We start from the raw sequence: 26,433 nt of genomic DNA on the forward strand, positions 1-26,433 counted from the left end.
GCATGATGTTTTTTCCTTCCAGAAAAGCGCAGGCGGACCGGGCCGGCATGACGGGCACCGAGCCGCTGCGCGTGAACCGCGACGAGCATCTGGCGCGGCTCGAGACGGACACGTTCGACGTGCTGATCGTCGGCGGTGGCGTGACGGGCGCGTATGCGGCGTTTGACGCGAGCCTGCGCGGGCTGCGCGTCGCGCTCGTCGAGAAGAGCGATTTCGCGTCGGGCACGTCGTCGAAATCGTCGAAGATGGTGCATGGCGGGCTGCGCTATATCGAGCAGGGCAATCTCGGCCTCGTGCGCCATTCGTTGCTCGAACGGCAGCGGTTGCGGCGCAACGCGCGCCATCTCGTGCAGCGGTTGCCGTTCCTGTTTCCGGTAATGGAGCAGGAAGGCGTGTTCGACCGGCGTCTCGCGAAAGCGTTCGAAAGCCTGCTGTGGACCTACGACATCGCCGGCGGCTGGCGCGAGGGCATCCTGCACCAGAAGCTGACGAAGGCTGAGGTGCTGTCGCATTGTCCGACCTTCAACGAGACGTACCTGACCGGCGGCTTCCTGTATTTCGACGCACGCGTCGACGATGCGCGCCTGACGCTGAACCTCGTGCGCACGGCTGCGTTTCACGGCGCGGCGGTGGCGAACCATGCGCGCGTCGTCGAGCTGACGCGCGACGGCCACGGCAAGGTCGACGGCGCGATCGTGCATGCCGACGGCCGCGAGCGGCGAGTGCGGGCGCGCGTGGTCGTGATGGCGACCGGCGTCTGGCTGCGCGACTGGACCGGCGCGCGCAAGGGCGACACGGCCGCGTTGCAGGTGCGGCCCGCGAAGGGCGTGCATGTCGCGATACCGTGGCTGAAGATCCGCAACGACTGCACGGTGACGATTCCCGTGCCGGGCCGCAACCGCCGCGCGACGATCACGCGCTGGGGCAACGTGTCGTATCTCGGCACGACCGACGAAGACTACGACGGCGATCTCGACGACGTGCACTGCACGCGGCAGGAACTCGACTTCCTGCTCGAAGGCGCGCGTTCCGCATTGAAAGTCGACCTGAATGCGGACGACGTGGTCGGCAGCATCGCCGGCTGCCGGCCGCTCGTCGGGCCGCCCGGCGGCAAGACGATCGAGATGAAGCGCAATCACGAGATCCATGTCGCGCCCGACGGGCTCGTGACGATCGTCGGCGGCAAGCTGACGACGTCGCGGCACATGGCCGAGCAGACGATCGATACGGTCGGCAAGCTGCTCGGCCGCCGCACGCGTTGCCGCACGAAATCGGCGTACCTGCTCGGCGCGGCCGGCTACGACCCGCAGGCGATCGTCGCGTCGGGCGGGCTCGCCGCGCATCTCGGCGAACGCTACGGCACCGAGGCGCGTTTCGTCGGCGATCTCGCCGATGCGACGCCGTCGCTGCTCGCGCCGATCGTCGACGGGCTGCCGTACAGCGAAGCGGAAGTGCTCTATGCCGCGCGTCACGAATTCGCACGCAGCGTCGACGACGTGTTGTCGCGCCGCACCCGCGCGCGGCTGATGGCGCGCGACGCGTCGGCGCGCGCGGCGCAGCGCGTCGGGGAAATCCTCAAGGCGGAGCTCGGCCTGTCCGATGCGGCCGTCGCCAGCCAGGTGCGCGACTACGTCGCCGCCGTTGCCCTCGAAAAAGCCATCCTCATGGGAGAACACGAATGATCAGCAAGGAAGCCATCAAGCGCGGCTACAACCGCGGCAACTACATCGTCGGCGCGCATACGCCGCCGCCATACGCGCAGACCCTGCCGGCTGCAGGCAGCACGCCGCCCGAGGCCGGCATGCAGCGCGCACCGGTCGCCGTGTCGCCGCAGCAGCTCGATGCGCTGCGCGCGGTGGCCGACGAGGTGCTCGCGCAGCCGTCCGACGTGGTCGCGTGGACGCGCGACTGGTGGGCCGCGTCGATGGTCGCGGAGACGGGCGGACGGCCCGCGACGCCGCATGCGGTCGTCGTGCGCGTGTCGACGGTCGAGCAGGTACAGGCCGTGATGCGCATCGCGCATGCGGCGAAGATTCCGGTGACGGCGTCGGCTGGCCGCAGCAACGTGACGGGCGCGGCGCTGCCCGTGCGCGGCGGTATCGTGCTCGACGTGTGCGGGCTGAACCGGCTGATCGGCGTCGACGCCGAGAGCCAGATCGTCGACGTCGAGGCCGGCCTGTTCGGCGACGTGTTCGAGGCGACGCTGCAGCGCGAGCACGGGCTGACGATGGGGCACTGGCCGTCGTCGTTCGGGATCAGCACGGTCGGCGGCTGGATCGCGTGCCGCGGCGCGGGGCAGCTGTCCACGCGCTACGGCAAGATCGAGGACATGGTGTTCGGGATGGACGTGGTACTCGCGGACGGCAGCCTGGTCACGCTGGGCGGCCATTCGCGCGCGGCGGTCGGACCCGATCTGCAGCAGTTGTTCATCGGCAGCGAAGGGACGCTCGGCATCATCGTGCGCGCGCGCCTGAAGCTGCATCGGCTGCCCGACTACGGCCGCGCGATCGCGTACGGTTTCGACACGTTCGCGGCCGGCCTCGACGCGTGCCGCGAGATCCTGCAGCGCGGCGCGAACCCGGCCGCGCTGCGGCTCTACGACGAACTCGAAAGCGGCGTGCAGTTCGGGCTGCCGGAGACGAACGTGCTGCTGATCGCCGACGAAGGCACGCAGGAAATCGTCGACGCGGTGATGGCGATCAGCGCGCGCACGTGCGACGCAAGCGGACGCAAGCTCGACGGCGACGCGATCTTCGAGAAGTGGCTCGACACGCGCTACCTGACCGGCAAGAGCGCGGAAGGCTTCAAGCGCAGCCCGGGCTTCGTCGCCGATACGCTGGAGATGTGCGGCCGCTGGCGCGACCTCGCGGCGATCTATCGCGACGTGGTAGCCGCGCTGCAGGCCGTGCCGGGCACGCTGGCCGGATCCGCACACCAGTCGCATGCGTACGCGGACGGCGCATGCCTGTATTTTTCGCTGCGCGGCGAGGTCGCGGTGGCCGAGCGGGCCGCGTGGTACCGCGCGGCGTGGGACGCGGCGAACGCCGTGCTGATCCAATACAATGCGACGTTGAGTCATCACCACGGCGTCGGGCTGCTGCGTTCGCCGTACATGCGCGATTCGCTGGGCACGGCGTTCCCGGTGCTGCAGATGGTGAAGCGCGCGCTCGATCCGAAACAACTCCTCAACCCCGGCAAGCTCGGTCTCGGCGACGAGACTGGCCCGCAAGTCGACCGGTAAACGTCATGGACAAGTCGCTGGGCGCGCGTCTCGCCCGTCATCCCGTCATCGCCACGCTGTACGGCGTCGAGCAGGCCGACAGTTTCATCGACAGCGCGGCCGAGGTCGGCATCGTCGCGAACGTCGATCTGCGCCGGCTGCAGGCCGTGGTCGTGGCGCTCGCCCGGGCCGGCAAGTTCGTGATCGTCAACATCGACAGTTGCGACGGGCTGTCGCAAGACAAGGGCGGCGTCGAATATCTGGCCGATATCGGCGCTGCCAGCCTCGTGTCGACGCGCGTCGCGACGATCCAGCGTGCGAACCGCGCCGGGCTGATCACGATGCAGAAGGTGTTCGTGACCGACCGCTCGACGTGGCCGCGCAGCGTGAAGGCGATCGAGCAGAGCGATCCGAACCTCGTGCAACTGATGCCGGCGCCGATGCTCGCGCACCTGAGCGAAGCCGACCGGCAGGCGCTGCCGCCGATCGTCGCGTCGGGCTTCGTCGGCAATGCGGACGACGTGCGCAGCGCGAGACGGCACGGCGCGGTCGCGGTGTCGACGAGCGACAGCGCATGGTGGAATTTCGACCCGTCCGCGTGACGGCCCCCAGTCGAACACGGAGCGCAACATGAACGAGCCTTACCTGCAAGTCATCGCGCATTACCACGCAAAACCCGGCAACGCCGACCGCGTGATCGAATTGCTCGCGCAACTCGCGCCCGCGACGCGCGCCGAGCCGAAGAATCTCGACTATGCGTATTTCCGGTCGCCGGAAGACCCCGACCACATCGTGATCCTCGAACGCTACCGCGACGCGGACGGCCTCGACGTGCATCGGGAAACGCCGCATTTCCAGCAGATCGCGATCGGCGCGATCATTCCGTTGCTCGATCGCCGCGACGTGTCGCGCTACATGGTGCAGCCGGACACCGGCACGGCGACGCCACCGGGAGGCACCCGATGAACCCGTTTCAATTCCGTACCGTTCCGACGCAGGTCGTCGAATTCGGCGCCGCGCGCCGGCTCGGCGCGTTGTTGCGCGAACGCTTTCCGGCGCTCGTGCGGCTGTGCGTCGTCACCGATGCGTTCCTGCATCGCAGCGGCATGCTCGCGCCCGCGCTGGAGAGCCTCGCCGCGCACGGCTGGCACGTCACCGTGATCGATGACGTGATCGCCGATCCGCCCGAGCACGTCGTGCTGGAGGCGACCGAGCGGGCCGTCGCGGCCGATGCCGAGATCGTGCTCGGCCTGGGCGGTGGATCGTCGATGGACGTCGCGAAGCTGATCGCGGTGCTCGCGCCGGGGCAGCAGGCGCTGGCCGACATGTACGGCGTCGACAAGGTCACGAGCGCGCGGCTGCCGCTCGTGCAGATGCCGACGACGGCCGGCACCGGTTCGGAAGTAACGGCCGTGTCGATCGTCACGGTCGGCGAGGCGCGCAAGATGGGCGTCGTGTCGCCGCACCTGTTCGCGGACGTCGCGATCCTCGACGCCGAACTGACGCTCGGCCTGCCGCGTGCCGCCACGGCCGCGACGGGGATCGACGCGATGGTGCATGCGATCGAGGCGTACACGTCCGCGCGGCTGAAGAACCCGGTGTCCGACATGCTGGCCGTGCACGCGCTGACGCTGCTGTCGCGCAACCTGCTCGCGGCGTGCGACGACGGCCGCAACCGCGACGCGCGCGAGGCGATGCTGGTCGGTGCGATGTTCGCGGGGCAGGCGTTCGCGAATGCGCCGGTCGCGGCCGTGCATGCGCTGGCCTATCCGGTCGGCGGAATCTTCCATGTGCCGCACGGGCTGTCGAATGCGCTCGTGCTGCCGCACGTGCTGCGTTTCAACGCGTCGGCTGCCGCGCCGCTGTATGCGGAGCTCGCGGCGATCGTCGCGCCGTCGGCGACGGGCAGCGATGAAGCGCGCACGCACGCGCTGATCGCCGAGATCGACCGGCTGATCGTCGCGACGGGCATCCCGCGCACGCTGCGCGAGGTCGGTATCGGGGAGCGTGACCTGCCGAGGATGGCGTCGGACGCGATGCTGCAGACGCGCCTGCTCGTGAACAATCCGCGCGAGGTGACGGAGGCCGACGCGCTGGAGATTTACCGGCAGGCGTGGTAACGCGGCGGCGTTTCGACGGCAGGCGGGCGATGGCACATTGTCGTTTGCATGCCGCACTGCGTTACTTCAGGTCGCGATCCTTGCAGGTCGGCTCGAGGTCGCCATCGAAGTATTGATAAAGGTGTACGAGCAACTTGCCGTTGCTGACCTTGCGTCCGAGATAGTGCGTGCCTTCCGTCGACGTGCAGGTCGAGAACGCGAGCGGCAGACCGCCGTCGAGTACGGCTTCCGGGTGGGCACCCTGACGCACGAAGCGAGCGGTGCCGACGACGCCGAAGCCGCTCGCGTCCGCCGGCACGGACTTCGGCAGCGACAGTGCATACGCGGCGATCGTCCGGCCTTCGCTCCGGTCGTCGTGCAGGTTGTCGTATATCTGATTGGCCGGCTTGCTCGCCGGCCCGGTAATCGTGGCGCAGCAGTGCGCGATACCCTTGTCGTCGTCCGGCAGGATCTGCAGCGATGTGCCGGCCGTCAGGTGCGCGTTCGGCGTGTAGTAGACACCGAACGCGACGACGCCGACCTGCTGCGCATGTGACGCAACGGAGACGGAGAGGGCGGCGGCGGTCAGCAGCGGACGGAGCGAACGGATCGGCATGATGGCGGCGATGATACACGCCGACCGCGCGATCGGCGAGGCGGCGCCTTCACGATGCGCGCGCCGTTTGCCGCACGGGCCACGCCGCCACCGGTCGGGTTACGCGCGTGACGCGTCGGCGCCGGCTGCCACGACGTACGCCGACGCCTGCTTCGTGCCATCCGGCAGGGTTTGCAGATAGACACCCTGGATTTCCGGCTCGAAACCCGGCAGCGCGTTGATCCCGGCTTCGAGCGCGCGGAAGTAGTCGAGCGCCGGGCCGCCCCATACTTCGCCGGGCACCACGCAGAAGATGCCGGGCGGGTAGGGCAGCGCGCCTTCGGTCGCGATCCGGCCTTCGATGCGATCGAGCGTGACGAGCTCGACGTTGTTGCGGATCAGCTCGGCATTCGCGGCCTGCGGCGACATCGCCTGCTTCGGGAATTGCGCGCGCCGGAACATCAGCTTCTGCAGATGCTTCATGTCGTGGCTGCGGTAGAAGTCGTGCATCCGCTGACACAGTTGCCGCAGGCGCATGTTGCCGTACAGCTCCGGATACGCTTCGCACAGCGACGGAATCGCTTCGCGCAGCGGCGTGTCCTGGTCGAGATGCCGTTCGAACTGCGCGAGGTGCGCGACCAGATGCTGCAGCTTGCCGAAGCTTTCCGACGGCGTGAGCAGGAACAGGATCGTGTACAGGTCGGCCTTCTCGGGCACGACGCCGTGCTCGCGCAGGTAGCGCGCCAGGATCGGCGCTGGCGCGCCGAACGACGCATATTCGTGCGTGTCGGGATCGATGCCGGGTGTCGTCAGCAGCAGCTTGCACGGATCGACGAAATACTGGTCGTCCGCATAGCCTTCGAAGCCGTGCCACGTATCGGTCGGGTGGAAGCGGAAGAAGCGCAGGTCGTCGACGATCTGCTCGGTCGGGTAATCGGCCCACGGGCGGCCGTCGATCTGTTGCGGAACGAACGGGCGAATCTGGCGGCAGGTCTTCATCAGCAGCTTGCGCGCATCGACGCCGTGCGCGACGCAGTCGCGCCACAGGCGCTTGCCGGCCGGGCCCGCATGCATCTGCGCGTTCACGTCGAGCGCCGCGAACATCGGGTAGAACGGGCTCGTCGACGCGTGGATCATGTACGCGTTGTTGAAGCGCCGGTGATCGCAGAAGCGCTTCTGGCCTTCGATGTGGCTGTCCTTCTTGTGGATCTGCGACGTCTGCGAGAAACCGGCCTGCTGCTTGTGCACCGACTGCGTGACGAAGATGCCGGGATCGTCGGGGCCGAGCGTGAGCATCAGCGGCGAGCAGTCCTGCATCATCGGGATGAACTGCTCATAGCCGACCCACGCCGAATCGAACAGGATGTAGTCGCACAGGTGCCCGATCCGGTCGACGATCTCGCGCGCGTTGTAGATCGTGCCGTCGTAGGTGCCGAGCTGGATCACCGCGAGCCGGAACGGGCGCGGCCGGTCGGCGCGCTCCGGCGCGACGTCGCGGATCGCGTCGCGAATGCGGGCTTCGTCGAGCGCCGCGCTGTCGACGCCGCCGATGAGGCCCCATGCGTTGCGCGCGGTTTCGAGGTAGACCGGCCGCGCGCCCGACAGCACCAGCGCGCCGAGGTGTACCGACTTGTGGTTGTTGCGGTCGAACAGCACGAGATCGTCGGGGGCGAGCAGCGCGCTCGTGACGACCTTGTTCGACGTCGACGTGCCGTTCAGCACGAAGTAGGTCTTGTCCGCGTTGTAGATCCGCGCGGCATTGCGCTGCGCTTCCAGCGCGGGGCCTTCGTGGATCAGCAGGTCGCCGAGCCGGACGTCGGCGTTGCAGAGGTCGGCGCGAAAGATCGTTTCGCCGAAGAAGTCGAAGAACATCCGGCCCAGCGGGTGATTCGAGAAGAACTGGCCGCCCTGGTGGCCCGGGCAGTCGAACTCGACGTAGCCACGCTGCACGTATTCGCGCATCACCTTGAAGAACGGCGGCAGCAGGTTCTCGCTGTAGATGTCGGCGGCGGCGGAGATCTGCCGGCCGTAGTAGTGGCGGCCGCCGTGGCGGAGCTGGATCACGCCGCTCGCGCTCGGCAGGATCGACGGCGGCACTTCCTGGTCGGGCTCGACCGCAATGAAGAATGGAATCGCGAACCCGGTTTTTTCGACGGTTTTAAGCACCTGTTGCGCCGATTCGATTCCGACGACGATTGCCGCGATATTCGTGAAATCGGTCTGAAATACATCGACCTGTTCATGCGTGGTGAGGAAGGCGCCAATCAGCGCCGGCTCGACTGCGATTTTCAACAGGCTCACGCGAACTCTCCCGTAAATGTGCGGATGCGGGAGCCGCATTCGCACGGCTGCGTAATCCGCGTAATCCGATACGCGCTGCAGCCGATTGAAATGCTCCCGCGGAATGCTGAATGCCGATTGGCGCGCCGCACGAAGAAGCCTTGTCCGGCGAGGCACAGCCGCTATCGGTCAATGCACGGCGCAGCCGATCGTAGCAACAAAACCACGCAAATTCAATCGACCTGAATCGACAATCTCAGTGCAGGATGAGAATGATCAAATAATCAGGAATTGGCATGCTGCAATGCACATCAAAATGAACCAATCGTGAAATACTATTTGAAAACAGCTACCAGTTTCGCCGAATCGCCTGCTGTTCATCGAATGGCATCTATGGCATAGTCGGCACCGAATTGGATGGCGAATCAAATCGGATTTGCGAGCGTCTCACGCCGCCGCCCGTGGCCTGCTGTCCGCGTGCTCGTGAGACGCATCACCCCAACGAAGCATCGGAACAACGAGGGCAACAACATGAATACGTCCGTCGGTGGCATTCGCCGTCTCGGCATGCGCGCGCTTTTGGTCGACGACGAGATCACCCAGGAAACCGCGACCGGGCGAGCGGTCCGCACGCTGAGCGCGGAGCTCGCGCAGCGCGACATCGACGTGCTTACGGCAACCTCGGCCGACGACGCGATCATGCTGATCCGTTCCGACCCGTCGATCCAGTGCGTGCTGCTCGACTGGGATCTCGGCGTGGACGGCCACGGGCCGTCCGAGGCCGTGGTCGACGCGGTCCGGCATCGCAACGGCAACGTGCCGATCTTCCTGCTGGCCGACCGCAGCGTCGCGTCGACGGTGCCGTCCGCGGTGATGGGCCAGGTCGACGATTTCGTGTGGCTGCTCGAAGATACGGCCGACTTCATCGGCGGGCGCATCCATGCGGCGATCGAACGCTATCGCGCCACCGTGTTGCCGCCGATGTTCGGCGCGCTCGCGAAATTCTCGCGCGTCTATGAATACTCGTGGCATACGCCCGGCCACACGGGCGGCACGGGCTTCCTGAAATCGCCGGTCGGCCGCGCGTTCTTCGAATACTTCGGCGAAGCGCTGTTCCGTTCCGACCTGTCGATCTCGGTCGGCGAGCTCGGCTCGCTGCTCGACCACTCGGGCCCGATCGGCGAAAGCGAGCGCTACGCGGCGCGCGTGTTCGGCGCGCATCGCACGTATCACGTGACCAACGGCTCGTCGACGTCGAACCGCATCATCCTGATGGCGAGCGTGAGCCGCGACCAGATCGCGCTGTGCGATCGCAATTGCCACAAGTCGGCCGAGCATGCGATGACGATGTCGGGCGCGATCCCGACTTACCTCGTGCCGACACGCAACCGCTACGGGATCATCGGGCCGATCGCATCGGAGCGCCTCACGCAGACGGCGATCCGCGAGGCGATCGCGTCGAACCCGCTCGCGGCCGAGCTCGCCGACCGCCAGCCGAAGCATGCGATCGTCACCAACTCGACGTACGACGGCCTGTGCTACAACGTCGCGCGCGTCGAAGAACTGCTCGGCGCGAGCGTCGACCGGCTGCATTTCGACGAAGCCTGGTACGGCTACGCGCGTTTCAACCCGATCTACCGTGATCGCCATGCAATGCACGGCGACCCGCGCGACCATCGTGCGGACCGTCCGACGGTGTTCGCGACGCAGTCGACGCACAAGCTGCTGACCGCGCTGTCGCAGGCGTCGTACATCCACGTGCGCGACGGCCGCAACCCGATTCCGCATGCCCAGTTCAACGAAACGTTCATGATGCACGCGTCGACGTCGCCGAACTACGCGATCATCGCGTCGAACGACGTCGCGGCCGCGATGATGGACGGCCCCGGCGGCGCGGCGCTCACGCACGAGTCGATCGAGGAGGCCGTCGCATTCCGGCAGATGATCGCGCGGATGAACGGCGAGTTCAGCGCGAAGGGCGACTGGTTCTTCGAATGCTGGCAGCCCGACACCGTGCTCGAGACGCGCACGGGCCGCACGCTGCCGTTCCATGATGCGCCGCCCGAGCTGCTCGCGAGCGACCCGTCGTGCTGGGTGTTGCGTCCCGGCGCGCAATGGCACGGCTTCGGCAATATCGAGGACGGCTACTGCATGCTCGATCCGATCAAGGTGTCGATCGTCACGCCGGGCGTCGCGCCGGCCGGCGGCCTGATGCCGGTGGGCATTCCGGCGAGCGTCGTGACCGCGTATCTCGATGCGCGCGGGATCGTCGTCGAGAAGACGACCGATTTCACGATCCTGTTCCTGTTCTCGATCGGTATCACGAAGGGCAAGTGGGGCTCGCTCGTCAGCGCGCTGTGCGATTTCAAGCGCGACTACGACGCGAACCTGTCGCTCGACATGGCGATTCCGTCGCTCGTGAAGGAACATGGTTCGCGCTATGCGGGCATGGGGCTGAAAGACCTGGCCGACACGATGTTCGCGGCGATGGAGCAGCTCGGCACGACGCGGCTGATGTCGGAAGCCTTCTCGATCCTGCCGAAGCCGGAGATGAGCCCGGTACGCGCGTACGAGCATCTGGTGCAGGGCCGCGTCGAGCAGGTGACGCTCGAAGAGCTGGCCGGACGTACCGTCGCCACCGGCGTCGTGCCTTATCCGCCGGGCATTCCGCTGCTGATGCCGGGCGAGAACGCGGGGCCGGCCGGCGGCCCGGTGCTCGGCTATCTGAAGGCGCTCGAAGCGTACGACCGGCGCTTCCCGGGCTTCGCGCACGACACGCACGGCGTGGAAGTGGAAGACGGCACGTACCGCGTGACCTGCCTGACGGCCTGAGCATCCGGCCGGACGAACGGACGAACATGCGACCGGCCGCTCGGCGGCCTCACATCGAAGGATCGACATCATGGAAAACACAGCGCGCATGTCCGGCGCGGCCTCGGCGGCCGCGCCGAAGAACCGGATGAATGTCTGGCAGCTGACCATCCTCACGGCGGTCAACATGATGGGCTCCGGCATCATCCTGCTGCCGTCGAAGCTCGCGCAGGTCGGCACGATCTCGCTGCTGTCGTGGATCGTCACGGCCGGCGGCTCGCTCGCGCTGGCCTATGCGTTCGCCCGCTGCGGGATGCTGAGCCGCAAGCCGGGCGGGATGGGCGGCTACGCGGAATACGCGTTCGGCAAGGCCGGCAACTACATGGCGAACTACACGTACGGGCTGTCGCTCGTGATCGCCAACGTCGCGATCGGCGTCACGGCGGTCGGCTACGGCACCGTGCTGTTCGACGCGACGCTGTCGCCGCTGCAGACCTGCCTGTGGACGATCTTCCTGCTCGTGCTCACGACGGTCGCGAACTTCGGCGGCTCGCGCATCACCGGCCGGATCGGCTCGGTGACCGTGTGGGGCGTGATCATTCCGGTCGTCGTCGTGTCGCTGATCGGCTGGTTCTGGTTCAGCGGTGCGACCTGGGGCGCCGCGTGGAATCCGCACAACATGCCGTTCGGGCCGGCCGTCGGCAGCTCGATCGCGGTGACGCTGTGGGCGTTCCTCGGGCTCGAATCGGCGTGCGCGAACTCGGACGCCGTCGAGAATCCGGAGCGCAACGTGCCGATCGCCGTGCTCGGCGGCACGATCGCGTCGGCGATCTTCTACATCGTGTCGACCAACGTGATCGCGGGGATCGTACCCAATGCGATCCTCGCGGCGTCGAACGCGCCGTTCGGCATCGCGTTCGCGACGATGTTCACGCCGACGGTTGGCACGATCGTCACCGCGCTGATGGTGATCGCGTGCATCGGCTCGCTGCTCGGCTGGCAGTTCACGGTCGCGCAGGTGTTCAAGAGCTCGGCGGATGTCGGCTACTTCCTGCCGGTGTTCGCGCGGGCGACGCGCACCGGCACGCCGATCGTCGGGATGGTGATCCTGCTGGTCGCGCAGGTCGCGCTCGCGCTGATGACGATCAGCCCGGAACTGAGCAGTCAGTTCCAGAAGATCGTCGATCTCGCGGTCGTCACCAACCTCGTGCCCTACGTGATGTCGATGGCCGCGCTGATTACGATCCAGAAGGTCGCGAAGGTGCCGCCGGCCAAGGCGCTGCTGACGAACGTGATTGCGATGGTCGCGACCGCGTACAGCTTCTATGCGCTGTTCAGCTCGGGCGAGCAGGCGCTGATGCTCGGCGGCCTGTGCGTGTTCCTGGGCTGGACGCTGTTCGGCTTCGTCAGCGCGCGCTTCTACCAGATGGAAGTCGATGCGCACGTGAAGGAGCCGGGGAAGTCGCTGCAGGCGTGATGGGGGCGGCCGTCGCCGCCGTTATCGGGCAGGGCGGGCCAGCAGCGGCGGAAGGTCCTGCTTCAGCAGGTCGACGACGGCCCGCACGCGCGGTGGCAGCGGCCGCTGCGCGTGCACGAGCACGTTGAGCGCGAAGTCGGGAATCGCGTACTGCGGCAGGAGCTCGACGAGCGTGCCGGCCGCGAGCGCGTCGGCGCAGGCCGGCTGCTGGACCACGCCGATGCCGCCGCCGGCCACGATCGTGTCGAACATCGGGCGCCAGTGGCTCGTCGTCATGATCGTGCGGATGCGCACGGTTTCGAGCGCGTCGCCTTCGCGCTGCAGCGGTAGTCGTTCGCTGGCGAAGACCCCTTTCACGCGGATGAACGGATGGTTCGCGAGATCGGTTGTCGTGTCGATCGGGCCGTGCCGCTCGAGATACGACGGCGCGGCGACGAGCCGGCGGCCGACCGCGCCGACCGGATGCGCGACGAACCCGCCGTCGCCGAGCTGGCCGACGCGGATCGAGATGTCGACCCCTTCCGTGACCGGATCGACGATGTCGTCGTTCAAGACCAGATCGATGTGCAGGCCCGGATACGCGCTGCGGACATGCATCAGCACGCCGGGCAGCACGACCTCGCCGACGCATTGCGGCGCCGCGAGCCGGATCGTGCCGTCGAGTGTGTTTTCCGTCTTCGAGACCGAGGCGACCGCATCGTCGGCCGCGTCGAGCAGCGCCTTGCTGCGTTCGTAGAAGATCCGGCCTTCTTCCGTGCATACGAGGGTGCGCGCACTGCGCAACAGGAGCCGCGTGCCGAGATGCTTCTCGAGTCGCTCGATGCGCTCGCTGACAGCCGGCTGGCCCATGTCGAGATCCCGCGCCGCGCCGGACATCGTGCCGCGCTCGACGACCCTGACGTAGATACGCATCGTCGCCAGCAAATCCATGAAGTCGCGCCCCTTGTCCGGTTCCGGTTGATGCCGATCGACGGATGGTACCAAAGCAGGGCGGCCGGAAGGTGCGCGGCGAACCGATACTGACCATCGGTTGCCGATGCCGCGTGTGTTCGCCAGCGCGATGCGCGACAATCCGCTTCCGTGCGAACGACTGGAGACGACGACATGACGCAACAGGATGAAGCGGTGCGCACACGCTGCGTCGCATGGCAGATCGTGCAGACGTGGCAGGCCGCCGAATGGTGTCGGCTCGTCGAGTCGCGAACGGGAATCGACCTGTCGGGATCGGTGGCGGGTGCGATCGACGGTGCGCCGTTTCGGATCGAATACGCGATCGCATGCGGCGTCGACTGGCGCACGCGCTCGGCACGCATCACGCAATGGGGCGGCACGCAGCCGCCGCGGCAGTGGGCGATCGCGTGCGACGCCGGGCGGTGGACGATCGACGGCGTCGACCTACCGGCGCTCGCGGGCGCGACCGACCTCGATCTCGGGTTCAGTCCGTCGACGAATACGCTGCCGATCCGGCGGCTCGGGCTGGCCGTCGGCGAGACCGCCGTGATCCATACCGCGTGGCTGCGTTTTCCGGATTTCGAGGTCGTGCGGGGCGAGCAGCGTTATACACGCACGGCGGAACACGTGTACCGCTACGAAAGCGGCACGTATGCGGCCGATATCGCGGTCGACGAAGCGGGCCTCGTGACCGACTACGACGAATGGCGGCGCATCGGCTCCGCACCGGTGCGCTGACGCATGCGTACCGCGCCGTGCATCAGCGTGCGCTCGCCACCGACAGCTTGCCCGGAATCAGCTTCAGCGTGCTGAACGCGTCGGCGATGTTCTGCTGATACGCGAGCGTCGCGTCGCTGATCGGCTGCACGCCGTAGCCGGCGCGCTTGAGCGCGACTTCGAGCGTCGGCGCGTCGAGGCCGACGAGCGGCGACAGTTGCGCCGCGACTTCCGGCACATGGTCGCGCGCCCAGCGGTCGACCGCGTCGACTTCGTCGAGCAGCGCGCGCAGCACCTGCGGGTGCGCGGCCGCGTACTTGCGTGCGGCGAGGTAGTACTGCGTATTGCGCACGAGCCCTTCGCCGTTCGCGATTACGCGCGCGCCGATCTGCCGCTCGGCGGCTGCCAGGTACGGATCCCAGATCACCCATGCATCGACGCTGCGCTGCACGAATGCGGCGCGTGCGTCGGCGGGCGTCAGGTAGATCGGCTGGATGTCGGCGTACGTCAGGCCCGCGTGTTCGAGCGCCTTCACGAGCAGGTAGTGGACGTTCGAACCCTTGTTGAACGCGACCTTCTTGCCGCGCAGTTGCGCGACGGTGCGGATCGGCGAATCGGGCAGCACGACGATCGCCTCGCCCTGCGGCGCGGGCGGCTCGTTGCCGATGTAGACGAAATCGACGCCGCCCGCCTGCGCGAAGATCGGCGGCGTCTCGCCGACCGTGCCGACGTCGATCGCGCCGGCGTTCAGGCCCTCGAGCAACTGCGGGCCGGCCGGAAATTCGAGCCATTGCACGGTGACGCCCTGGCTCGCGAGCCGCTTCTCCAGCGTGCCGCGCGCCTTGAGCACGACGAAGTTGCCGTATTTCTGGAAACCGATGCGCAGCCGCGTGCCGCTGTCTTGCGCGTGCGCGGGCAGGCCCGCGAGCGGGCCGAGCGCGAGCCCGGCCAGTCCGGCGGCCGCGCCTTGCAGCCACTGGCGGCGATGCGGGTTCGCCGGTGTCGATTCAACGTCTGCGTGCGGTGTGTCGTTCATCGAGGCGTCCTGCGTGCGGGTTCACGGGTTGCGCGAAAGGCGGCGCGGCCGGCGCAGGGCGGGGCCCGACGCGGGCAATACGCGCCACGGGCCGGCCCGCGCCGGATTCAGGACGATACGGCCGCGCGGGCCGGCGGCCAACCAACGAATCCGCATATGCAAATCAGCGGCGGACTCGGTGGCGTCGGTCGGGCGGGTGACGAGCACCGGAACCGGGCGGCACGCGCCGGAACGGCGGACCGGGCCGGGCAGGCGACATCGCGGCGTCGCACGCGCGGCCGCCCGGCGCGCGACGCACGGCTGCCGCGAGCCTCAATCGGAGCCGGCCGGGCTTTCCTCGATCGAATCGACGCGATCCGGATAGAACGCGAGATGCCCGCGGATCGTATCGACGGCCGGATAGGGCGCCTCGTAGGTCCAGACGGCATTGACCGCGCGCTCGCCGCCGACCGGAATCGAGTAGTAGGCGGCGTCGCCCTTGTACGGGCAGTACGTCGCGTGATTGGTACGCTGCAGCAGCGTCAGGTCGGCGTCTTCGCGCGGGATGTAGAGCACGGCCGGGTAAGCGGCTTCGCGCAGCGCCAGCGCGCGGCGCGTATCCGCGACGACCCTGCCGGCCGCCTTGACCACGACGCGCCGCGGGTGCGGTTCGACCGTGATCGGGTGATCGGGGCCCGGCGTCTTCACCGGGCGAGCGGACGTATCGGAGCTGACAGGCATCGTGAGTCCTCCTGGAATCGGCGGCGCGGCAGGATGCGCGCCGGCGTTGGCCAGCCGATACGATGCGCCATTTCGCGCGAGTCTGCAGGGGGCCGGAAGACGACGGGGCGAGCAGGCCGACCGGCGCTCGCGTGGACGTTTTCATGCACGGGCAGCGGGATGCATCCACGACGATAAGCAACGCGAAATTAATTGGTAAGCGATCGGCGGGCGGCGCGCGAAGATCGGCGGTCGTCATGTGCATGACAGCCCTCTCTCATCTCCGCCACCATGAAGAACGCTTTCGTTTCGCCTGCTGCGCGTCGTGCGCGTGGCATCCCCCATGCCGCGACGGCCCTGCGCTGCCTCGCGGCGTCGCTGCTGCTCGCCGGCGCGGCGGCCCAGGCGCTCGCCGCGCCGGCCGGCAAGACGCTCGTGTATTGCACCGAAGGCAGCCCGGCCGGTTTCGATCCGGGCCAGCACACGACGAGCACCGATTTCGACGCGAGCACGTACCCGGTCTACAACGGGCTCGTGCAGTTCAAGCGCGGCACGCTCGATCTCGAACCGGCGCTCGCGACGAGCTGGGACGTGTCGCCCGACCAGCGCACGATCACGTTCCACCTGCGGCACGGCGTGAAATTCCAGACCACCGCGTGGTTCAAGCCGACGCGACCGTTCCAGGCCGACGATGTGGTCTTCACGTTCCATCGGATGCTCGACCCGGACGATCCGTTCCGCAAGGCCTACCCGGTCAGCTTCCCGTATTTCAGCGACCTCGGTTTCGACCGCAACGTCGCGCGTATCGACAAGGTCGACGACTACACGGTGCGCTTCGTGCTGAAGACGCCCGATGTCGTGTTCGTGCGCAATCTCGCGATGGCGTTCGCGTCGATCCTGTCGGCCGAGTATGCGTCGCAGCTCGCGGTGCGCCATCGCGAGGCCGACATCAACCAGTTCCCGGTCGGCACCGGGCCGTTCCTGCTGCGCACATACCAGAAGGACGCACTGATCCGCTACGACGCGAATCCCGACTACTGGAAGCCGGACGACGTGAAGCTCGCCCATCTCGTGTTCGCGATCACGCCCGATCCGGCCGCGCGCCTGCAGAAGCTGGTGGCCGGCGAGTGCCAGGTGTCGGTGTTCCCGCGGCCGGCCGATCTCGACACGGTGCGGCGCGATCCGAAGCTGACGTTGTTCTCGGGGATGGGCTTCAACGTCGGCTTCGTCGCGTACAACACGCAGCATGCGCCGCTCGATCGCGTCGACGTGCGGCGCGCGCTCGACATCGCGATCGACAAGTCGGCGATCGTGAAGACCGTGTTCAACGGCGACGCGAAGATCGCGACGAACCCGATGCCGCCCGCGCAATGGTCGTACAACCCGCGCCTGAAGGATGCGCCGCGCGATCCGGCCGCCGCGAAGGCGCTGCTCGCGCAGGCCGGGTTCCCGAACGGCTTCGACCTGACGCTGTGGGCGATGCCGGTGCAGCGCCCGTACAACCCGAACGCGCAGTTGATGGCACAGCTGATCCAGCAGGACTGGGCGAAGATCGGCGTGCGCGCGAAGATCGTCAGCTACGAATGGGGCGAATACAACCGCCGCGCGAAGCACGACGGGCAGCACGACGCGATCCTGTACGGCTGGTCGGGCGACAACGGCGATCCCGACAACTGGCTCGGCACGCTGCTCGGTTGCGATGCGGTGCACGGCAGCAATCTTGCGAAGTGGTGCAACCAGGATTTCGAGAAGCTGGTGGACGCGGCGCGCTCCAACGCGGACGTCGCGAAGCGGACGGCGCTGTACGAGCAGGCGCAGGTCGTGTTCAAGGATCAGGTGCCGTTCACGCCGATCGCGACGTCGATCGTGTCGCTGCCGGTGTCCAAGCGCGTACACGGGCTGACGTTCTCGCCGCTCGGCGGGCACCGCTTCGACGGGGTCTGGCTGGATTGACGGGGGAGCCGCGCGGACGGTGGGTTCGACCGCGTGGTGTGACGGCGGGAAAGGCCGGCGCGACGCAGTGCGCGCCGGCCGCTCCCGCCGTCAGGTCGGGTCGGTTCAGTTGAGCGCGACCGCCGCCGCGGTTTCGACCGGCGAGCCTTCGAGCGCGACCGACGGCCGGCCGTCGGGGCCGACCGGCACGTCGCCGGTGAGCGTCGTGCGATAGAGCTGGCGGTCGAAGTCGAGATCGAAGATGTCGACGGGCGCGAGGTGGGCGGTCGCGCGGTTGTCCCAGAACGCGATGCTGCGCGGTTCCCACTTGAAGCGGATCGTGAATTCCGGCCGCGTCACGTGTTCCCACAGCAGTTCGAGCAATGCCTGGCTCTCGCGCGGCGTCAGCCCGACGACCGATTTCAGGAAGCTCGGGCTCACGTACAGCGCGCGTTCGCCGGTCTCCGGGTGCACGCGCACGAGCGGATGCTCGGTCACGAGCGGGCGGCGTTCGACCGCGTCGTCGAACGCGCCGGTGGCGCGGGCACCGGCCGGCGGCGTGAAGCGGTGAATGCCGCGCAGGCCGTCGACGAAGCCGCGCAGCGGCGCGGACAGCGTGTCGTACGCCCGCACGAGGTTGGTCCAGTGCGTATCGCCGCCGTACGGCGGGATCGTCACGCCGCGCAGGATCGACGCCCACGGCGGGTTCACGGCGGCCGTCACGTCGGTATGCCAGCCGGTCCACGGCCGGCGCACCGGCTCGCCTTCGAAACGCGTCGCCTTGCGATGCTTGGCGACCGAATAGACGGCCGGATGCCCGTCGACGTGCCCGAACACCGGGTGGCCGACCGTCGGCTCGCCGAACTGCGCGGAGAACGCGACGTGCTGCTCGTGCGTGAGGAACTGTTCGCGGAAGAAGATGACGCGCCATTGCAGCAGCGCGGCGCGGATCGCCGCGATCTGCGGCGTGGTCAACGGTTGCGTGAGGTCGACGCCGCGGATTTCCGCACCGATATGGGCGGACAGCGGGATCACGTCGACCGGCTGGGCGGCGGGTTCGAGTAGGGCGCTCATGCGACGCTCCTGGCGGAAGTGAACGGGATGGCGGGCCGACATCGTGGCGCGTGCAGGCGTCGGTCTGGTGGCGGGAAGGGCATGGTCGCGTGTCCGGTGGCGGAAAGCGGGGTAGGCACGGCGGCGCGCACAACGCGCCGCCGCCGCGGGATGCGGGCGTTATTGCAGCGTCGCGCCCGGCCCCTTCAACACGACGCTCTGGCGGCCGTCGATGCCGACCGGCACGTCGCCGTGCACGGTCGCGCGGCGCACGACACGGCGCGCATCGCCGTAGTCGTTGATCGCGTAGTGCTGCGTCGCGCGGTTGTCCCAGATCGCGACGTCGCCTTCCTGCCAGTTCCAGCGCACGGTGTTCTCGAGACGCGTCACGTGTTCGTGGAACACCTGCAGCAGGTGCGCGGAATCCTGCGCCGACAGCCCCTTGAGTCGCTGCACGAAATGCCCGAGCACGAGCGTGCGTTCGCCGGTTTCCGGATGGACGCGCACGACCGGGTGCTCGGTTTCGTAGACGGTCGACGTGAACACTTCGCGGTAGCGCTTCAGTTGCGTATCGTCGGCATGCACGTGCGTCGACGCGTAGTCGTACGCGTTCGTATGCAGCGCCCACAGCGTGTCGGCGAGCGCGCGCAGCGGGTCGGGCAGGTGCGTGTACGCGGCGGCCGTGTTGGCCCACACGGTATCGCCGCCGAACGGCGGAATCACGACCGCGCGCAGGATCGAGATCTTCGGGTACGCATCGACGAAGGTCACGTCGGTGTGCCACGAATTGGCACGGGCGCCGTGCGCGGAATCGAGTTCGAGCAGGTGCGCGCTGCCGTCGACGGACGGCACGGTCGGGTGCGCGACGGTATTGCCGAAGCGGCGTGCGAACGCTTCCTGCGCGATGTCGTCGAGATGGTGCTGGCCACGGAAGAACAGCACCTTGTGGCGCAGCAGCGCGGCCTGGATCGCGTCGAACGTCGCGTCGTCGAGCGTGCCCGACAACCGCACGCCGGCGATCTCGGCGCCGATCCGTCCGGCGACCTGGCGAAGCTGGAGCGGCGTGGCGGCCGTGCGCGGCGCGGCGTGCGAAGCATGCGAAGACGGGTGAGCGGCGTGCTGGACTTCGGACATCGGGAGTCTCCTGGAGTCGGGTCGGTCGAGTCTCCATTCAAGCAGGGACCGTGCGCAATCGGAACCGATGAATCGTCACAACCTTAGCGTGTGCGCAGCGATGATCGATATGCATCGTCATGCTGAGCAACTGGCTCGTCATGCGTGTTACCACGCAAGCCGCCATTCGCCGATCCGGTGCGGGCGCGGCGGGTCGATGCGCTTGCCGTCCGCGCGATCGTCGCCGGGCGGTTCGCTGTCGTCGAAATCGGCGAGCACGGTGTCGCGCAACCGCGCGAATTCCGGCGAATCGCGCCGGCGCGGGCGCGGCAACGCGACCTCGACGATGCGCTCGATGCGGCCCGGGCGCGGCGCCATCGTCACGACGCGGTCGCCGAGATACACGGCTTCGTCGACATCGTGCGTGACGAGGATCATCGTGATGCGCTCCTGTTCCCAGATGCGCAGCAGTTCGTTCTGCATCCGCGCGCGCGTCTGCGCGTCGAGCGCGCCGAACGGCTCGTCGAGCAACAGCACGCGTGGGCGGTTCACGAGGCCGCGCGCGATCGCGACGCGCTGCGTCATCCCGCCCGACAACTGGTTCGGATACGCATGCTCGAAGCCGTTCAGCCCGACGAGCGCAATGTGATCCGCCACCGCGCGCCGCTTCGCGGCCGCGTCGAGCGGCGCGTTGCGCAGCGCGGCCTCGATGTTCTGCGCGACCGTCAGCCACGGGAACAGCCGGTGATCCTGGAACACGATCCCGCGCTGCAGCGACGTGTCGCGCACGCGTTCGGCGCCGGCGCGGATCTCGCCCGCGTAGTCGGTGTCGAGCCCGGCGATCAGCCGCAGCAGCGTCGACTTGCCGCAACCGCTCGCGCCGACGATCGTGACGAATTCGCCGGCGCGCACGTGCAGCGATACGTCGTCGAGTACGGCGAGCGCGGCGCCGCGTTGCGCGTAGTGCTTGCTCACGTGGAGGATGTCGAGCGAATCGGAGGCGAGGGTCGTCATGGCGGTGCGAGGAAGAGGGGGCGGGGAAGGAAAGGTCGATCAGCGCGGCAGGTCGCCGCGCCGGGCCAGCACCTTGCGTTCGATCGCCCGTGCGATCGCGTTCAAAGCCCAGCCGGTCACGCCGACGACGATGATCCCGAACAGCACGAGATCCATCCGGAACTGCTCGCTGCCGTCGATCAGCGTGTTGCCGATCCCGCTGCCGGCGACCAGCAGGTATTCGGCGCCGAGCGTCGCGAGCCACGAATAGATCAGGCCGAGATACAGCCCGGTGAAGATCGACGGCAGCGCGGCCGGCAGGATCACGTGGCGGACGAGCTGGAGCCGCGAGTAGCGCAGCGCACGGGCGACGTCGACATACGCGCGCGGCACCGCATGAATGCCGTCGCAGGTGTGCGCGGCGACCGGCAGCAGCGCGGCGAGCGACAGGAACACGACCTTGGCGACGTCGCCGAGGCCGAACCACACGGAAATCAGCGGAATCCACGCGAACAGCGAGATCTGCTTGAACGTGTCGAAGCTCGGGCCGACCAGCCGCGCGGCGACGCGCGACAGCCCGAGCGCGGCGCCGAGCAGCAGCCCGCCGGTCACGCCGAGCGCGAACCCGCAGGCTTCGCGCGCGAGCGACGCGGATAGCGCGCGGCCGAGTGCGCCGCTCGTGGCCTGCGCCCATGCGGTGTGCAGCACGTCGGCCGGGCCGACCAGCAGCCCGCTGCTCACGAGGTACGCGGAAGCGATCGCCCACCACAGCGCGAACGCGACGAGCGGCAGCACGAAGCCGCGCCAGTCGGGCGCACGCAGGCGGCGGGCGGCCGTGGTGGCAGGCGGGGTGGCGTCAGGCGCGGCAGCAGAATACGTCAAGGGTGGGACTCCTTCGGTGGCGCGGGCAGGGCGGATGGTTCAGCCGCGGAACGCGGACGGCACGCCGCGGCGCAGGCGTGCTTCGAGCGCGTCGAGCAGCCGGTTGATCAGCAGGCCGACCGCCCCGACGACGATCACGGCCGCCATCACGAGATCGAGCTGGAACAGTTGCCGCCCGTACACGATCAGGTAGCCGAGCCCTTCGGACGACGCGACGAGTTCGACGACGACGAGCGCGAGCCACGACTTCGTGAATGCGAGCCGCACGCCGGTCGCGAGCGTTGGGATCGCGGCAGGCAGCACGACGTGCACGATGCGTTGCCGGCGCGTATAGCCGAACACGCGAGCGACTTCGTCGAGCGCGGGCGGGGTCTGGCGAAACCCTTGCAACGTGCTCAGCGTGACGGGGACGAGCGCCGCATGCGCGATCAGCAGGTACTTGAGCGGTTCGCCGACGCCGACGAGCAGCAGCAGGAACGGCAGCCAGCCGAGCACCGGAATCTGCACCAGCGCATTGAAGCTTGGCAGTACGTAGGCTTCCAGCGTGCGCGACAGGCCGAGCGCGACGCCTGTCGCGAAGCCGAGCAGCGTGCCGGCCGCGAAGCCGACCAGCACGCGCTGCAGGCTGATCAGCGTGTGGCGCACGAGATCGCCGCTCGTTGCGAGATCGGCAAGCGAGTCGAACACGCGTTCGGGCGGCGGCAGGATTTGCGGCGCGATCCAGCCGCGCGCGCTGCCGATGCTCCACAGCGCGAACAGCAGCGCGGGCAGCAGCCACGGCGCGAGCCGCCACGACCACCGTTTCACGCCCGCCGCACGGTGCGGCGGCGTGGCGAGCGCGTGGCGCTCGGATGACGGGATGGAAAACGCGGTGTCGCTCATCGGGAGGGTCCGGGTCAGGACAGCGGCTTGCCGGCCGCGTCGTAGCGTTGCCAGTAGCGTTCGAGCTTCAGCGTGCGCAGCGCATTGTCGAGATACTTCGGTTCGAACCAGCCATCGACGTCGACCGGCTGGCGGATCAGCTTCAGCGCGAGCGCATCCTGCGCGACGGACTTGTAGCGCGCGACGACGAACGGATCGATCAGCGGCGACAGGCGATCCTTCAGGCGCTGGTTCGCATAGTCGGCCTGCCACGACGAAACCGGCACGCCGCTCTTCGCCCACAGCTTGAACAGCGCATCGCGATTCGCCTCGTCGGACGACCATTGCGCGCCCTTCACGAGCGCGGTGACGACGCGCTGCACGATATCCGGATGCGCGCGCTCGAAATCGTCGAGCACGAGCAGGTGGGTCTGGCGCGTGAGCTGCGGGCCGTCGTTCTGCGATTCGTAGATGATCTTCGCGAGCCCTGCGTCGCGCAGCTTGTACAGCTGGTAGTCGCCCACCGACGCGTCGATGCCTTTCGACGCGAGTGCGGCGAGCGAACTCGCGGAGTCGAGGTTGATCACGCGCAGGTCGCGTTCATTGAGGCCGTTTTTCGCGAGCGCGTTGTCGGCGACGAGCTGCAGGTTGGTGCCGCGGAAGATCGACACGCGGCGGTCCTTCAGGTCCTTGATCGAGCGGATGGTGGAGTCCGGCGGCACCGCGATCTTGACGCCCGAGCGCACGCTCGTGGCGAGCAGCAGGCGCGTCTTGATCCCGTTCGCCCGAGCGAGCACGGCGGGCAGGTCGCCCTGGTACGCGAAGTCGAGCGCCTTGTTGGCGATCGCCTCGTTGACGGCCGGCCCCGCGCCCTTGAAGAACAGCCACTGCACCTTGATGCCGTCGGCCGCGAATTCCTTTTCGACCAGTTGCTGCAACTGCGCGGTGGCGGCGCTCGATCCGCCGAACGTCGGCGGATCGCCGGCGCCTTGCTGGGCGACGCCGATGCGGATGGTGGCGGGCTTGTCGGCGTGCGCGGCAGCCGCCGGCAACGCAATGAGGGACGCGATCAGCAGCGATCGAAGCAGGCGCAGTGGAAGCATGAATCGATGGATCCGGAACGTTGGAGGAAGCAAGGCCGGGCCGCAGCCCGTCGACGCATTCTCGATGGCGTGCCGGGGCCGGACAAGCAACGATTTGAACTATGCTTATCGCGGTGCGGCCGATGACGATACATGCCGCGCGGGCACCCGACTGGTGCGGCTGCGCGCACAACGGCCGGGATGTTTTTCATCGCGACGGCGACGATGGAGGCGGGCATGCAAGTCCAGGACCTGACAGGCGCGGCGCTCGACTACTGGGTGGCAATGGCGGAGGATCTCGACGCTCCCCGCGCCGATGCATCCGGATGTACGGCGGTCCGCGAACCGGGCGGTGCGCCGGCTCCGTTTGCGCCGTCGTCGTCATGGGCCGACGGTGGTCCGATCGTCGAGCGTGTGCCGTTCGCCGCATTCGAGCGCGACGGCGGGCACGGTGCGTGGCGGGCCGTGCTGCACCGTGCCGTGCCCGCCGCGGGCGAGCGCTGCACGTTCAACCAGTCGGGGCCGACGCTGCTGGTCGCCGCGATGCGCACGCTCGTCGCGTCGACGTTCGGCGACGACGTGCCGGACCTCGACATGGCGCGGCCACGCTGAACGTAGCCGCGCGCGGCATCGTTCAGGCGGAGACGTTCCGGATCGCGATCGATGCGACGTCGACGCACCTTGGCAGGATCGCGCAGGCGGCCGCGAAGGCGGCGAGACGCTTCAGCACGCTGCGGCGCGCGCCGGGGTGGAGGATTGGGTCATCGGCGGAGGCTCGGCGATCCGCGCGCAGGCGAAGCGACTATCGGGCAGGTGACGGGTTCGGTTTCCGGCGGACAAACATCGAATCGTGCAATGCCTATTCGCGCGGCGACGGCCGGCCTGACCGCTATCGGCGGGCGCGGGCGTGTCAGGGTGCGCGTTACACGGCCGACGGAACCGTCCGCAGGAACGCGCGTACCGCCGGCGCCTTTTCGAAGCGCCGGTGCGCGAGCGCCAGTTCCGACGTGATCGGCTTGCCGGCGATCGGCCGGTACACGACGCCCGGCAACGACACGCAGCCGGCGAGCGCATCCGGAATCACCGCGACCCAGCCGTTCACGGACACGCACGCGAGCACCGCCAGCAAGCCGCCCGGGCGGGCGGCGATCAGCGGCGCGAAGTGGCCGCGGCGCGCGACTTCGAGCGTGCCGCGCTCCTGTTCGGGCACCGCGAAGCGCGCGTCGTCGAGGTCGGCTGCACGAATGGCGGCCATCGACGCGTAGCGCGACCCGGCCGGCACGGCCGCGACGAACACGTCGCGCTGCAGCGTGACGATCCGCAGGCCGCCGGGCAGCGGCAGCGGCGGGCGCACGTATGCGAGGTCGAGCCGGCCCGTGTCGAGCTGGCTCGCGACGTCGTCCATCGGCACTTCGCGCAGGTTCAGCTCGATACGCGGGTGCGCGTCACGAAATGCGCCGACCGTGCGCTGCAGCGTGCCCGAATAGACGGCCGACGACACGTAGCCGATCTCGATCCGGCCAAGTTCGCCGCGCTCGGCCAGCGCCGCGAGTTCGCGGCCGCGCTGCAGGTGTTCGACCGCGGCGCTGGCCTCGGCGAGATAGGCTTCGCCGGCCGCGCTCAGCGTGACCGCGCGGCGCGACCGGTGAAAGAGGCGCACGCCGAGCACCCGTTCGGCCTCCTGGATCTGCCGCGTGAGCGCGGGCGGCGCCATGTCGAGCGCTTCGGCGGCGCGGGCAAAGTGCAGGTGCTGCGCGACGCTCAGGAATGCGCGCACGTGACGGAATTCGAGCCGGTCCATAATTGCAATTTTCGTCAATAAAACAGCATCAGAGTGTCAATGACAGGCAATACGGGCCAAGCCTAGCATACGGCTCGTTCTTCCTGTTCCGGAGTAGCCGATGTCCCAGTCTTCACCGGCGTCGCGCGCGGGCGCGGCTGCCGCCCCGCGCACGGGCGCCCGCCTGCCGGCCGCCGCGACGCTCGCCGTCGCGTCCGCAACCTGCTCGCTGATCGTGCTCGACACGAACGTCGTCGCCGTGTCGCTGCCGAGCATCGCGCGCAGTTTCCATGCGAGCTTCGCCGAGATCGAATGGGTCGTGAGCGCGTACATGACCGCGTTCGCCGCGTGCCTGCTGCCTGCCGGCGGGCTCGCCGACCGCTTCGGGCGCAAGCGGATGCTGGGCGCGGGGCTCGCGCTGTTCTTTCTCGCGTCGCTCGGCTGCGGCGTGGCGCCGTCGGCCGGCTGGCTGATCGCCGCGCGGGCGGTGAAGGGCGGCGGCGCCGCGCTGCTGCTGACGGCCGCGCTCGCCGTGATCGCGAACCGTTTTCCGGACGGGCGCGAGCGGGCGCGCGCGTGGGCGATCTGGGGCATGTGCATGGGGATCGCGACGGCCATCGCGCCGCTCGTCGGCGGCGCGATCACGCAATGGATCGGCTGGCGCTGGGTGTTCCTGCTGAACCTGCCCGTCTGCCTGCTGCTCGCGGCCGGCGCGCGCGTCGCGATCGAGCGGCGGCAGCCGGTAGCGGCGCGCGACGGTGCGCAGTGTTTCGTCGAGCAGGGCGGGAAGCGGTGTCAGCGACATGGTTGGTATCGGCGTGTAAGCGGTGCGCGTGCGCGACGGGACGGGCC

Annotated in this window: 23 protein-coding genes; 11 read left to right on the plus strand and 12 right to left on the minus strand. The window is 68.4% G+C overall.

Translation table 11 applies throughout. The features are described 5' to 3' along the window. Positions 1-2 precede the first annotated feature (2 nt). Genes G3N61_RS19485 through G3N61_RS19505 form a run of 5 tightly spaced genes read left to right on the plus strand, consistent with a single transcriptional unit; the run spans position 3 to position 5,340 of the window. Positions 3-1,682 (plus strand): glycerol-3-phosphate dehydrogenase/oxidase, encoded by a 1,680-nt coding sequence (locus G3N61_RS19485; protein WP_205823350.1) that lies wholly within the window; start codon positions 3-5, stop codon positions 1,680-1,682. Beyond that, positions 1,679-3,241: an FAD-binding oxidoreductase gene (locus tag G3N61_RS19490; protein ID WP_205823351.1), complete on the plus strand. Its 1,563-nt coding sequence runs from the start codon at positions 1,679-1,681 to the stop codon at positions 3,239-3,241. Before G3N61_RS19485 ends, G3N61_RS19490 begins: the two co-directional genes overlap by 4 nt. 5 nt (positions 3,242-3,246) lie before the next feature. Then, on the plus strand, positions 3,247-3,822 hold the full coding sequence (locus G3N61_RS19495) for a glycerol-3-phosphate responsive antiterminator (RefSeq protein WP_043179478.1): 576 nt from the start codon (positions 3,247-3,249) through the stop codon (positions 3,820-3,822). Positions 3,823-3,850: 28 nt separating this feature from the next. After that, positions 3,851-4,186 carry a putative quinol monooxygenase gene (locus G3N61_RS19500; RefSeq protein WP_089453312.1) on the plus strand — a complete coding sequence of 112 codons (336 nt, stop codon included), beginning with the start codon at positions 3,851-3,853 and terminating at the stop codon, positions 4,184-4,186. Further along, on the plus strand, positions 4,183-5,340 hold the full coding sequence (locus tag G3N61_RS19505) for an iron-containing alcohol dehydrogenase (protein ID WP_089453311.1): 1,158 nt from the start codon (positions 4,183-4,185) through the stop codon (positions 5,338-5,340). Before G3N61_RS19500 ends, G3N61_RS19505 begins: the two co-directional genes overlap by 4 nt. A 61-nt stretch (positions 5,341-5,401) precedes the next feature. Here G3N61_RS19505 and G3N61_RS19510 read toward each other — a convergent pair whose 3' ends face one another. After that, entirely contained in the window at positions 5,402-5,935 is a 534-nt protein-coding gene (locus tag G3N61_RS19510; protein ID WP_205823352.1) for a hypothetical protein, read from the minus strand. A gap of 99 nt (positions 5,936-6,034) precedes the next feature. Further along, a complete protein-coding gene (locus tag G3N61_RS19515) occupies positions 6,035-8,215 on the minus strand; it encodes an ornithine decarboxylase (protein WP_205823353.1) in 2,181 nt (726 codons plus the stop codon). A 510-nt stretch (positions 8,216-8,725) separates the two neighbouring features. Between G3N61_RS19515 and G3N61_RS19520 the strand changes: the two genes are divergently transcribed. Together G3N61_RS19520 and potE are read left to right on the plus strand one after the other, a co-directional pair. Then, a complete protein-coding gene (locus G3N61_RS19520; protein ID WP_043179465.1) occupies positions 8,726-11,026 on the plus strand; it encodes an Orn/Lys/Arg decarboxylase N-terminal domain-containing protein in 2,301 nt (766 codons plus the stop codon). A 70-nt stretch (positions 11,027-11,096) separates the two neighbouring features. After that, the gene (gene potE, locus G3N61_RS19525; RefSeq protein WP_043179463.1) at positions 11,097-12,482 is read left to right on the plus strand and encodes a putrescine-ornithine antiporter; all 1,386 of its coding nucleotides are present in this window, start codon (positions 11,097-11,099) and stop codon (positions 12,480-12,482) included. A 21-nt stretch (positions 12,483-12,503) separates the two neighbouring features. Here potE and G3N61_RS19530 read toward each other — a convergent pair whose 3' ends face one another. Beyond that, on the minus strand, positions 12,504-13,412 hold the full coding sequence (locus G3N61_RS19530; protein ID WP_205823354.1) for a LysR family transcriptional regulator: 909 nt from the start codon (positions 13,410-13,412) through the stop codon (positions 12,504-12,506). A 174-nt stretch (positions 13,413-13,586) separates the two neighbouring features. On the opposite strand from G3N61_RS19530, the gene G3N61_RS19535 reads away from it, so the two are divergent. After that, a complete protein-coding gene (locus G3N61_RS19535) occupies positions 13,587-14,171 on the plus strand; it encodes a putative glycolipid-binding domain-containing protein (RefSeq protein ID WP_205823355.1) in 585 nt (194 codons plus the stop codon). A gap of 22 nt (positions 14,172-14,193) precedes the next feature. On the opposite strand, the gene G3N61_RS19540 is transcribed toward G3N61_RS19535, so the two are convergent. Together G3N61_RS19540 and G3N61_RS19545 are read right to left on the minus strand one after the other, a co-directional pair. Then, a complete protein-coding gene (locus G3N61_RS19540) occupies positions 14,194-15,186 on the minus strand; it encodes a sulfonate ABC transporter substrate-binding protein (RefSeq protein ID WP_089453307.1) in 993 nt (330 codons plus the stop codon). 312 nt (positions 15,187-15,498) lie between these two features. Continuing rightward, positions 15,499-15,906 carry a DUF427 domain-containing protein gene (locus G3N61_RS19545; protein ID WP_205823356.1) on the minus strand — a complete coding sequence of 136 codons (408 nt, stop codon included), beginning with the start codon at positions 15,904-15,906 and terminating at the stop codon, positions 15,499-15,501. 270 nt (positions 15,907-16,176) lie between these two features. Here G3N61_RS19545 and G3N61_RS19550 point away from each other — a divergent pair, with 270 nt between their 5' ends. Continuing rightward, positions 16,177-17,838, plus strand: coding sequence for an ABC transporter substrate-binding protein (locus G3N61_RS19550; RefSeq protein ID WP_205823357.1), 1,662 nt, complete (start codon positions 16,177-16,179; stop codon positions 17,836-17,838). Positions 17,839-17,943: 105 nt separating this feature from the next. On the opposite strand, the gene G3N61_RS19555 is transcribed toward G3N61_RS19550, so the two are convergent. The 6 genes from G3N61_RS19555 to G3N61_RS19580 form a co-directional block, all read right to left on the minus strand. Beyond that, positions 17,944-18,891, minus strand: a complete 948-nt coding sequence (locus tag G3N61_RS19555) for a TauD/TfdA family dioxygenase (RefSeq protein WP_205823358.1) — start codon at positions 18,889-18,891, stop codon at positions 17,944-17,946. 159 nt (positions 18,892-19,050) lie between these two features. After that, positions 19,051-20,004, minus strand: coding sequence for a TauD/TfdA family dioxygenase (locus G3N61_RS19560; RefSeq protein ID WP_205823359.1), 954 nt, complete (start codon positions 20,002-20,004; stop codon positions 19,051-19,053). 147 nt (positions 20,005-20,151) lie between these two features. Continuing rightward, entirely contained in the window at positions 20,152-20,997 is an 846-nt protein-coding gene (locus tag G3N61_RS19565; RefSeq protein ID WP_205823360.1) for an ABC transporter ATP-binding protein, read from the minus strand. Between the two features lie 39 nt (positions 20,998-21,036). After that, the gene (locus tag G3N61_RS19570; RefSeq protein ID WP_205823361.1) at positions 21,037-21,858 is read right to left on the minus strand and encodes an ABC transporter permease; all 822 of its coding nucleotides are present in this window, start codon (positions 21,856-21,858) and stop codon (positions 21,037-21,039) included. Between the two features lie 39 nt (positions 21,859-21,897). Further along, positions 21,898-22,740 (minus strand): ABC transporter permease, encoded by an 843-nt coding sequence (locus G3N61_RS19575; protein ID WP_089453302.1) that lies wholly within the window; start codon positions 22,738-22,740, stop codon positions 21,898-21,900. Positions 22,741-22,754: 14 nt separating this feature from the next. After that, the gene (locus G3N61_RS19580) at positions 22,755-23,822 is read right to left on the minus strand and encodes an ABC transporter substrate-binding protein (RefSeq protein WP_205823362.1); all 1,068 of its coding nucleotides are present in this window, start codon (positions 23,820-23,822) and stop codon (positions 22,755-22,757) included. A 216-nt stretch (positions 23,823-24,038) separates the two neighbouring features. Here G3N61_RS19580 and G3N61_RS19585 point away from each other — a divergent pair, with 216 nt between their 5' ends. After that, on the plus strand, positions 24,039-24,413 hold the full coding sequence (locus tag G3N61_RS19585) for a phage protein NinX family protein (protein ID WP_205823363.1): 375 nt from the start codon (positions 24,039-24,041) through the stop codon (positions 24,411-24,413). 310 nt (positions 24,414-24,723) lie between these two features. Here G3N61_RS19585 and G3N61_RS19590 read toward each other — a convergent pair whose 3' ends face one another. Beyond that, positions 24,724-25,602 carry a LysR family transcriptional regulator gene (locus G3N61_RS19590; protein ID WP_205823364.1) on the minus strand — a complete coding sequence of 293 codons (879 nt, stop codon included), beginning with the start codon at positions 25,600-25,602 and terminating at the stop codon, positions 24,724-24,726. A 100-nt stretch (positions 25,603-25,702) separates the two neighbouring features. Between G3N61_RS19590 and G3N61_RS19595 the strand changes: the two genes are divergently transcribed. Beyond that, positions 25,703-26,433, plus strand: a 731-nt coding sequence (locus G3N61_RS19595; protein ID WP_241017823.1) for an MFS transporter, incomplete at its 3' end; no start/stop codon positions are given.

The sequence above is a fragment of the Burkholderia sp. Ac-20349 genome, from assembly GCF_017104865.1.
Classification (GTDB): domain Bacteria; phylum Pseudomonadota; class Gammaproteobacteria; order Burkholderiales; family Burkholderiaceae; genus Burkholderia; species Burkholderia aenigmatica.

Coding starts and splice junctions, on each gene's coding strand:
- G3N61_RS19545 (WP_205823356.1), bottom strand. CDS start 15,906: ATGCCTGTCAGCTCCGATACGTCCGCTCGCCCGGTGAAGACGCCGGGC.
- G3N61_RS19500 (WP_089453312.1), top strand. CDS start 3,851: ATGAACGAGCCTTACCTGCAAGTCATCGCGCATTACCACGCAAAACCC.
- G3N61_RS19565 (WP_205823360.1), bottom strand. CDS start 20,997: ATGACGACCCTCGCCTCCGATTCGCTCGACATCCTCCACGTGAGCAAG.
- G3N61_RS19535 (WP_205823355.1), top strand. CDS start 13,587: ATGACGCAACAGGATGAAGCGGTGCGCACACGCTGCGTCGCATGGCAG.
- G3N61_RS19530 (WP_205823354.1), bottom strand. CDS start 13,412: ATGGATTTGCTGGCGACGATGCGTATCTACGTCAGGGTCGTCGAGCGC.
- G3N61_RS19590 (WP_205823364.1), bottom strand. CDS start 25,602: ATGGACCGGCTCGAATTCCGTCACGTGCGCGCATTCCTGAGCGTCGCG.
- potE (WP_043179463.1), top strand. CDS start 11,097: ATGGAAAACACAGCGCGCATGTCCGGCGCGGCCTCGGCGGCCGCGCCG.
- G3N61_RS19575 (WP_089453302.1), bottom strand. CDS start 22,740: ATGAGCGACACCGCGTTTTCCATCCCGTCATCCGAGCGCCACGCGCTC.
- G3N61_RS19540 (WP_089453307.1), bottom strand. CDS start 15,186: ATGAACGACACACCGCACGCAGACGTTGAATCGACACCGGCGAACCCG.
- G3N61_RS19485 (WP_205823350.1), top strand. CDS start 3: ATGATGTTTTTTCCTTCCAGAAAAGCGCAGGCGGACCGGGCCGGCATG.
- G3N61_RS19555 (WP_205823358.1), bottom strand. CDS start 18,891: ATGAGCGCCCTACTCGAACCCGCCGCCCAGCCGGTCGACGTGATCCCG.
- G3N61_RS19550 (WP_205823357.1), top strand. CDS start 16,177: ATGAAGAACGCTTTCGTTTCGCCTGCTGCGCGTCGTGCGCGTGGCATC.
- G3N61_RS19585 (WP_205823363.1), top strand. CDS start 24,039: ATGCAAGTCCAGGACCTGACAGGCGCGGCGCTCGACTACTGGGTGGCA.
- G3N61_RS19505 (WP_089453311.1), top strand. CDS start 4,183: ATGAACCCGTTTCAATTCCGTACCGTTCCGACGCAGGTCGTCGAATTC.
- G3N61_RS19495 (WP_043179478.1), top strand. CDS start 3,247: ATGGACAAGTCGCTGGGCGCGCGTCTCGCCCGTCATCCCGTCATCGCC.
- G3N61_RS19580 (WP_205823362.1), bottom strand. CDS start 23,822: ATGCTTCCACTGCGCCTGCTTCGATCGCTGCTGATCGCGTCCCTCATT.
- G3N61_RS19560 (WP_205823359.1), bottom strand. CDS start 20,004: ATGTCCGAAGTCCAGCACGCCGCTCACCCGTCTTCGCATGCTTCGCAC.
- G3N61_RS19510 (WP_205823352.1), bottom strand. CDS start 5,935: ATGCCGATCCGTTCGCTCCGTCCGCTGCTGACCGCCGCCGCCCTCTCC.
- G3N61_RS19490 (WP_205823351.1), top strand. CDS start 1,679: ATGATCAGCAAGGAAGCCATCAAGCGCGGCTACAACCGCGGCAACTAC.
- G3N61_RS19520 (WP_043179465.1), top strand. CDS start 8,726: ATGAATACGTCCGTCGGTGGCATTCGCCGTCTCGGCATGCGCGCGCTT.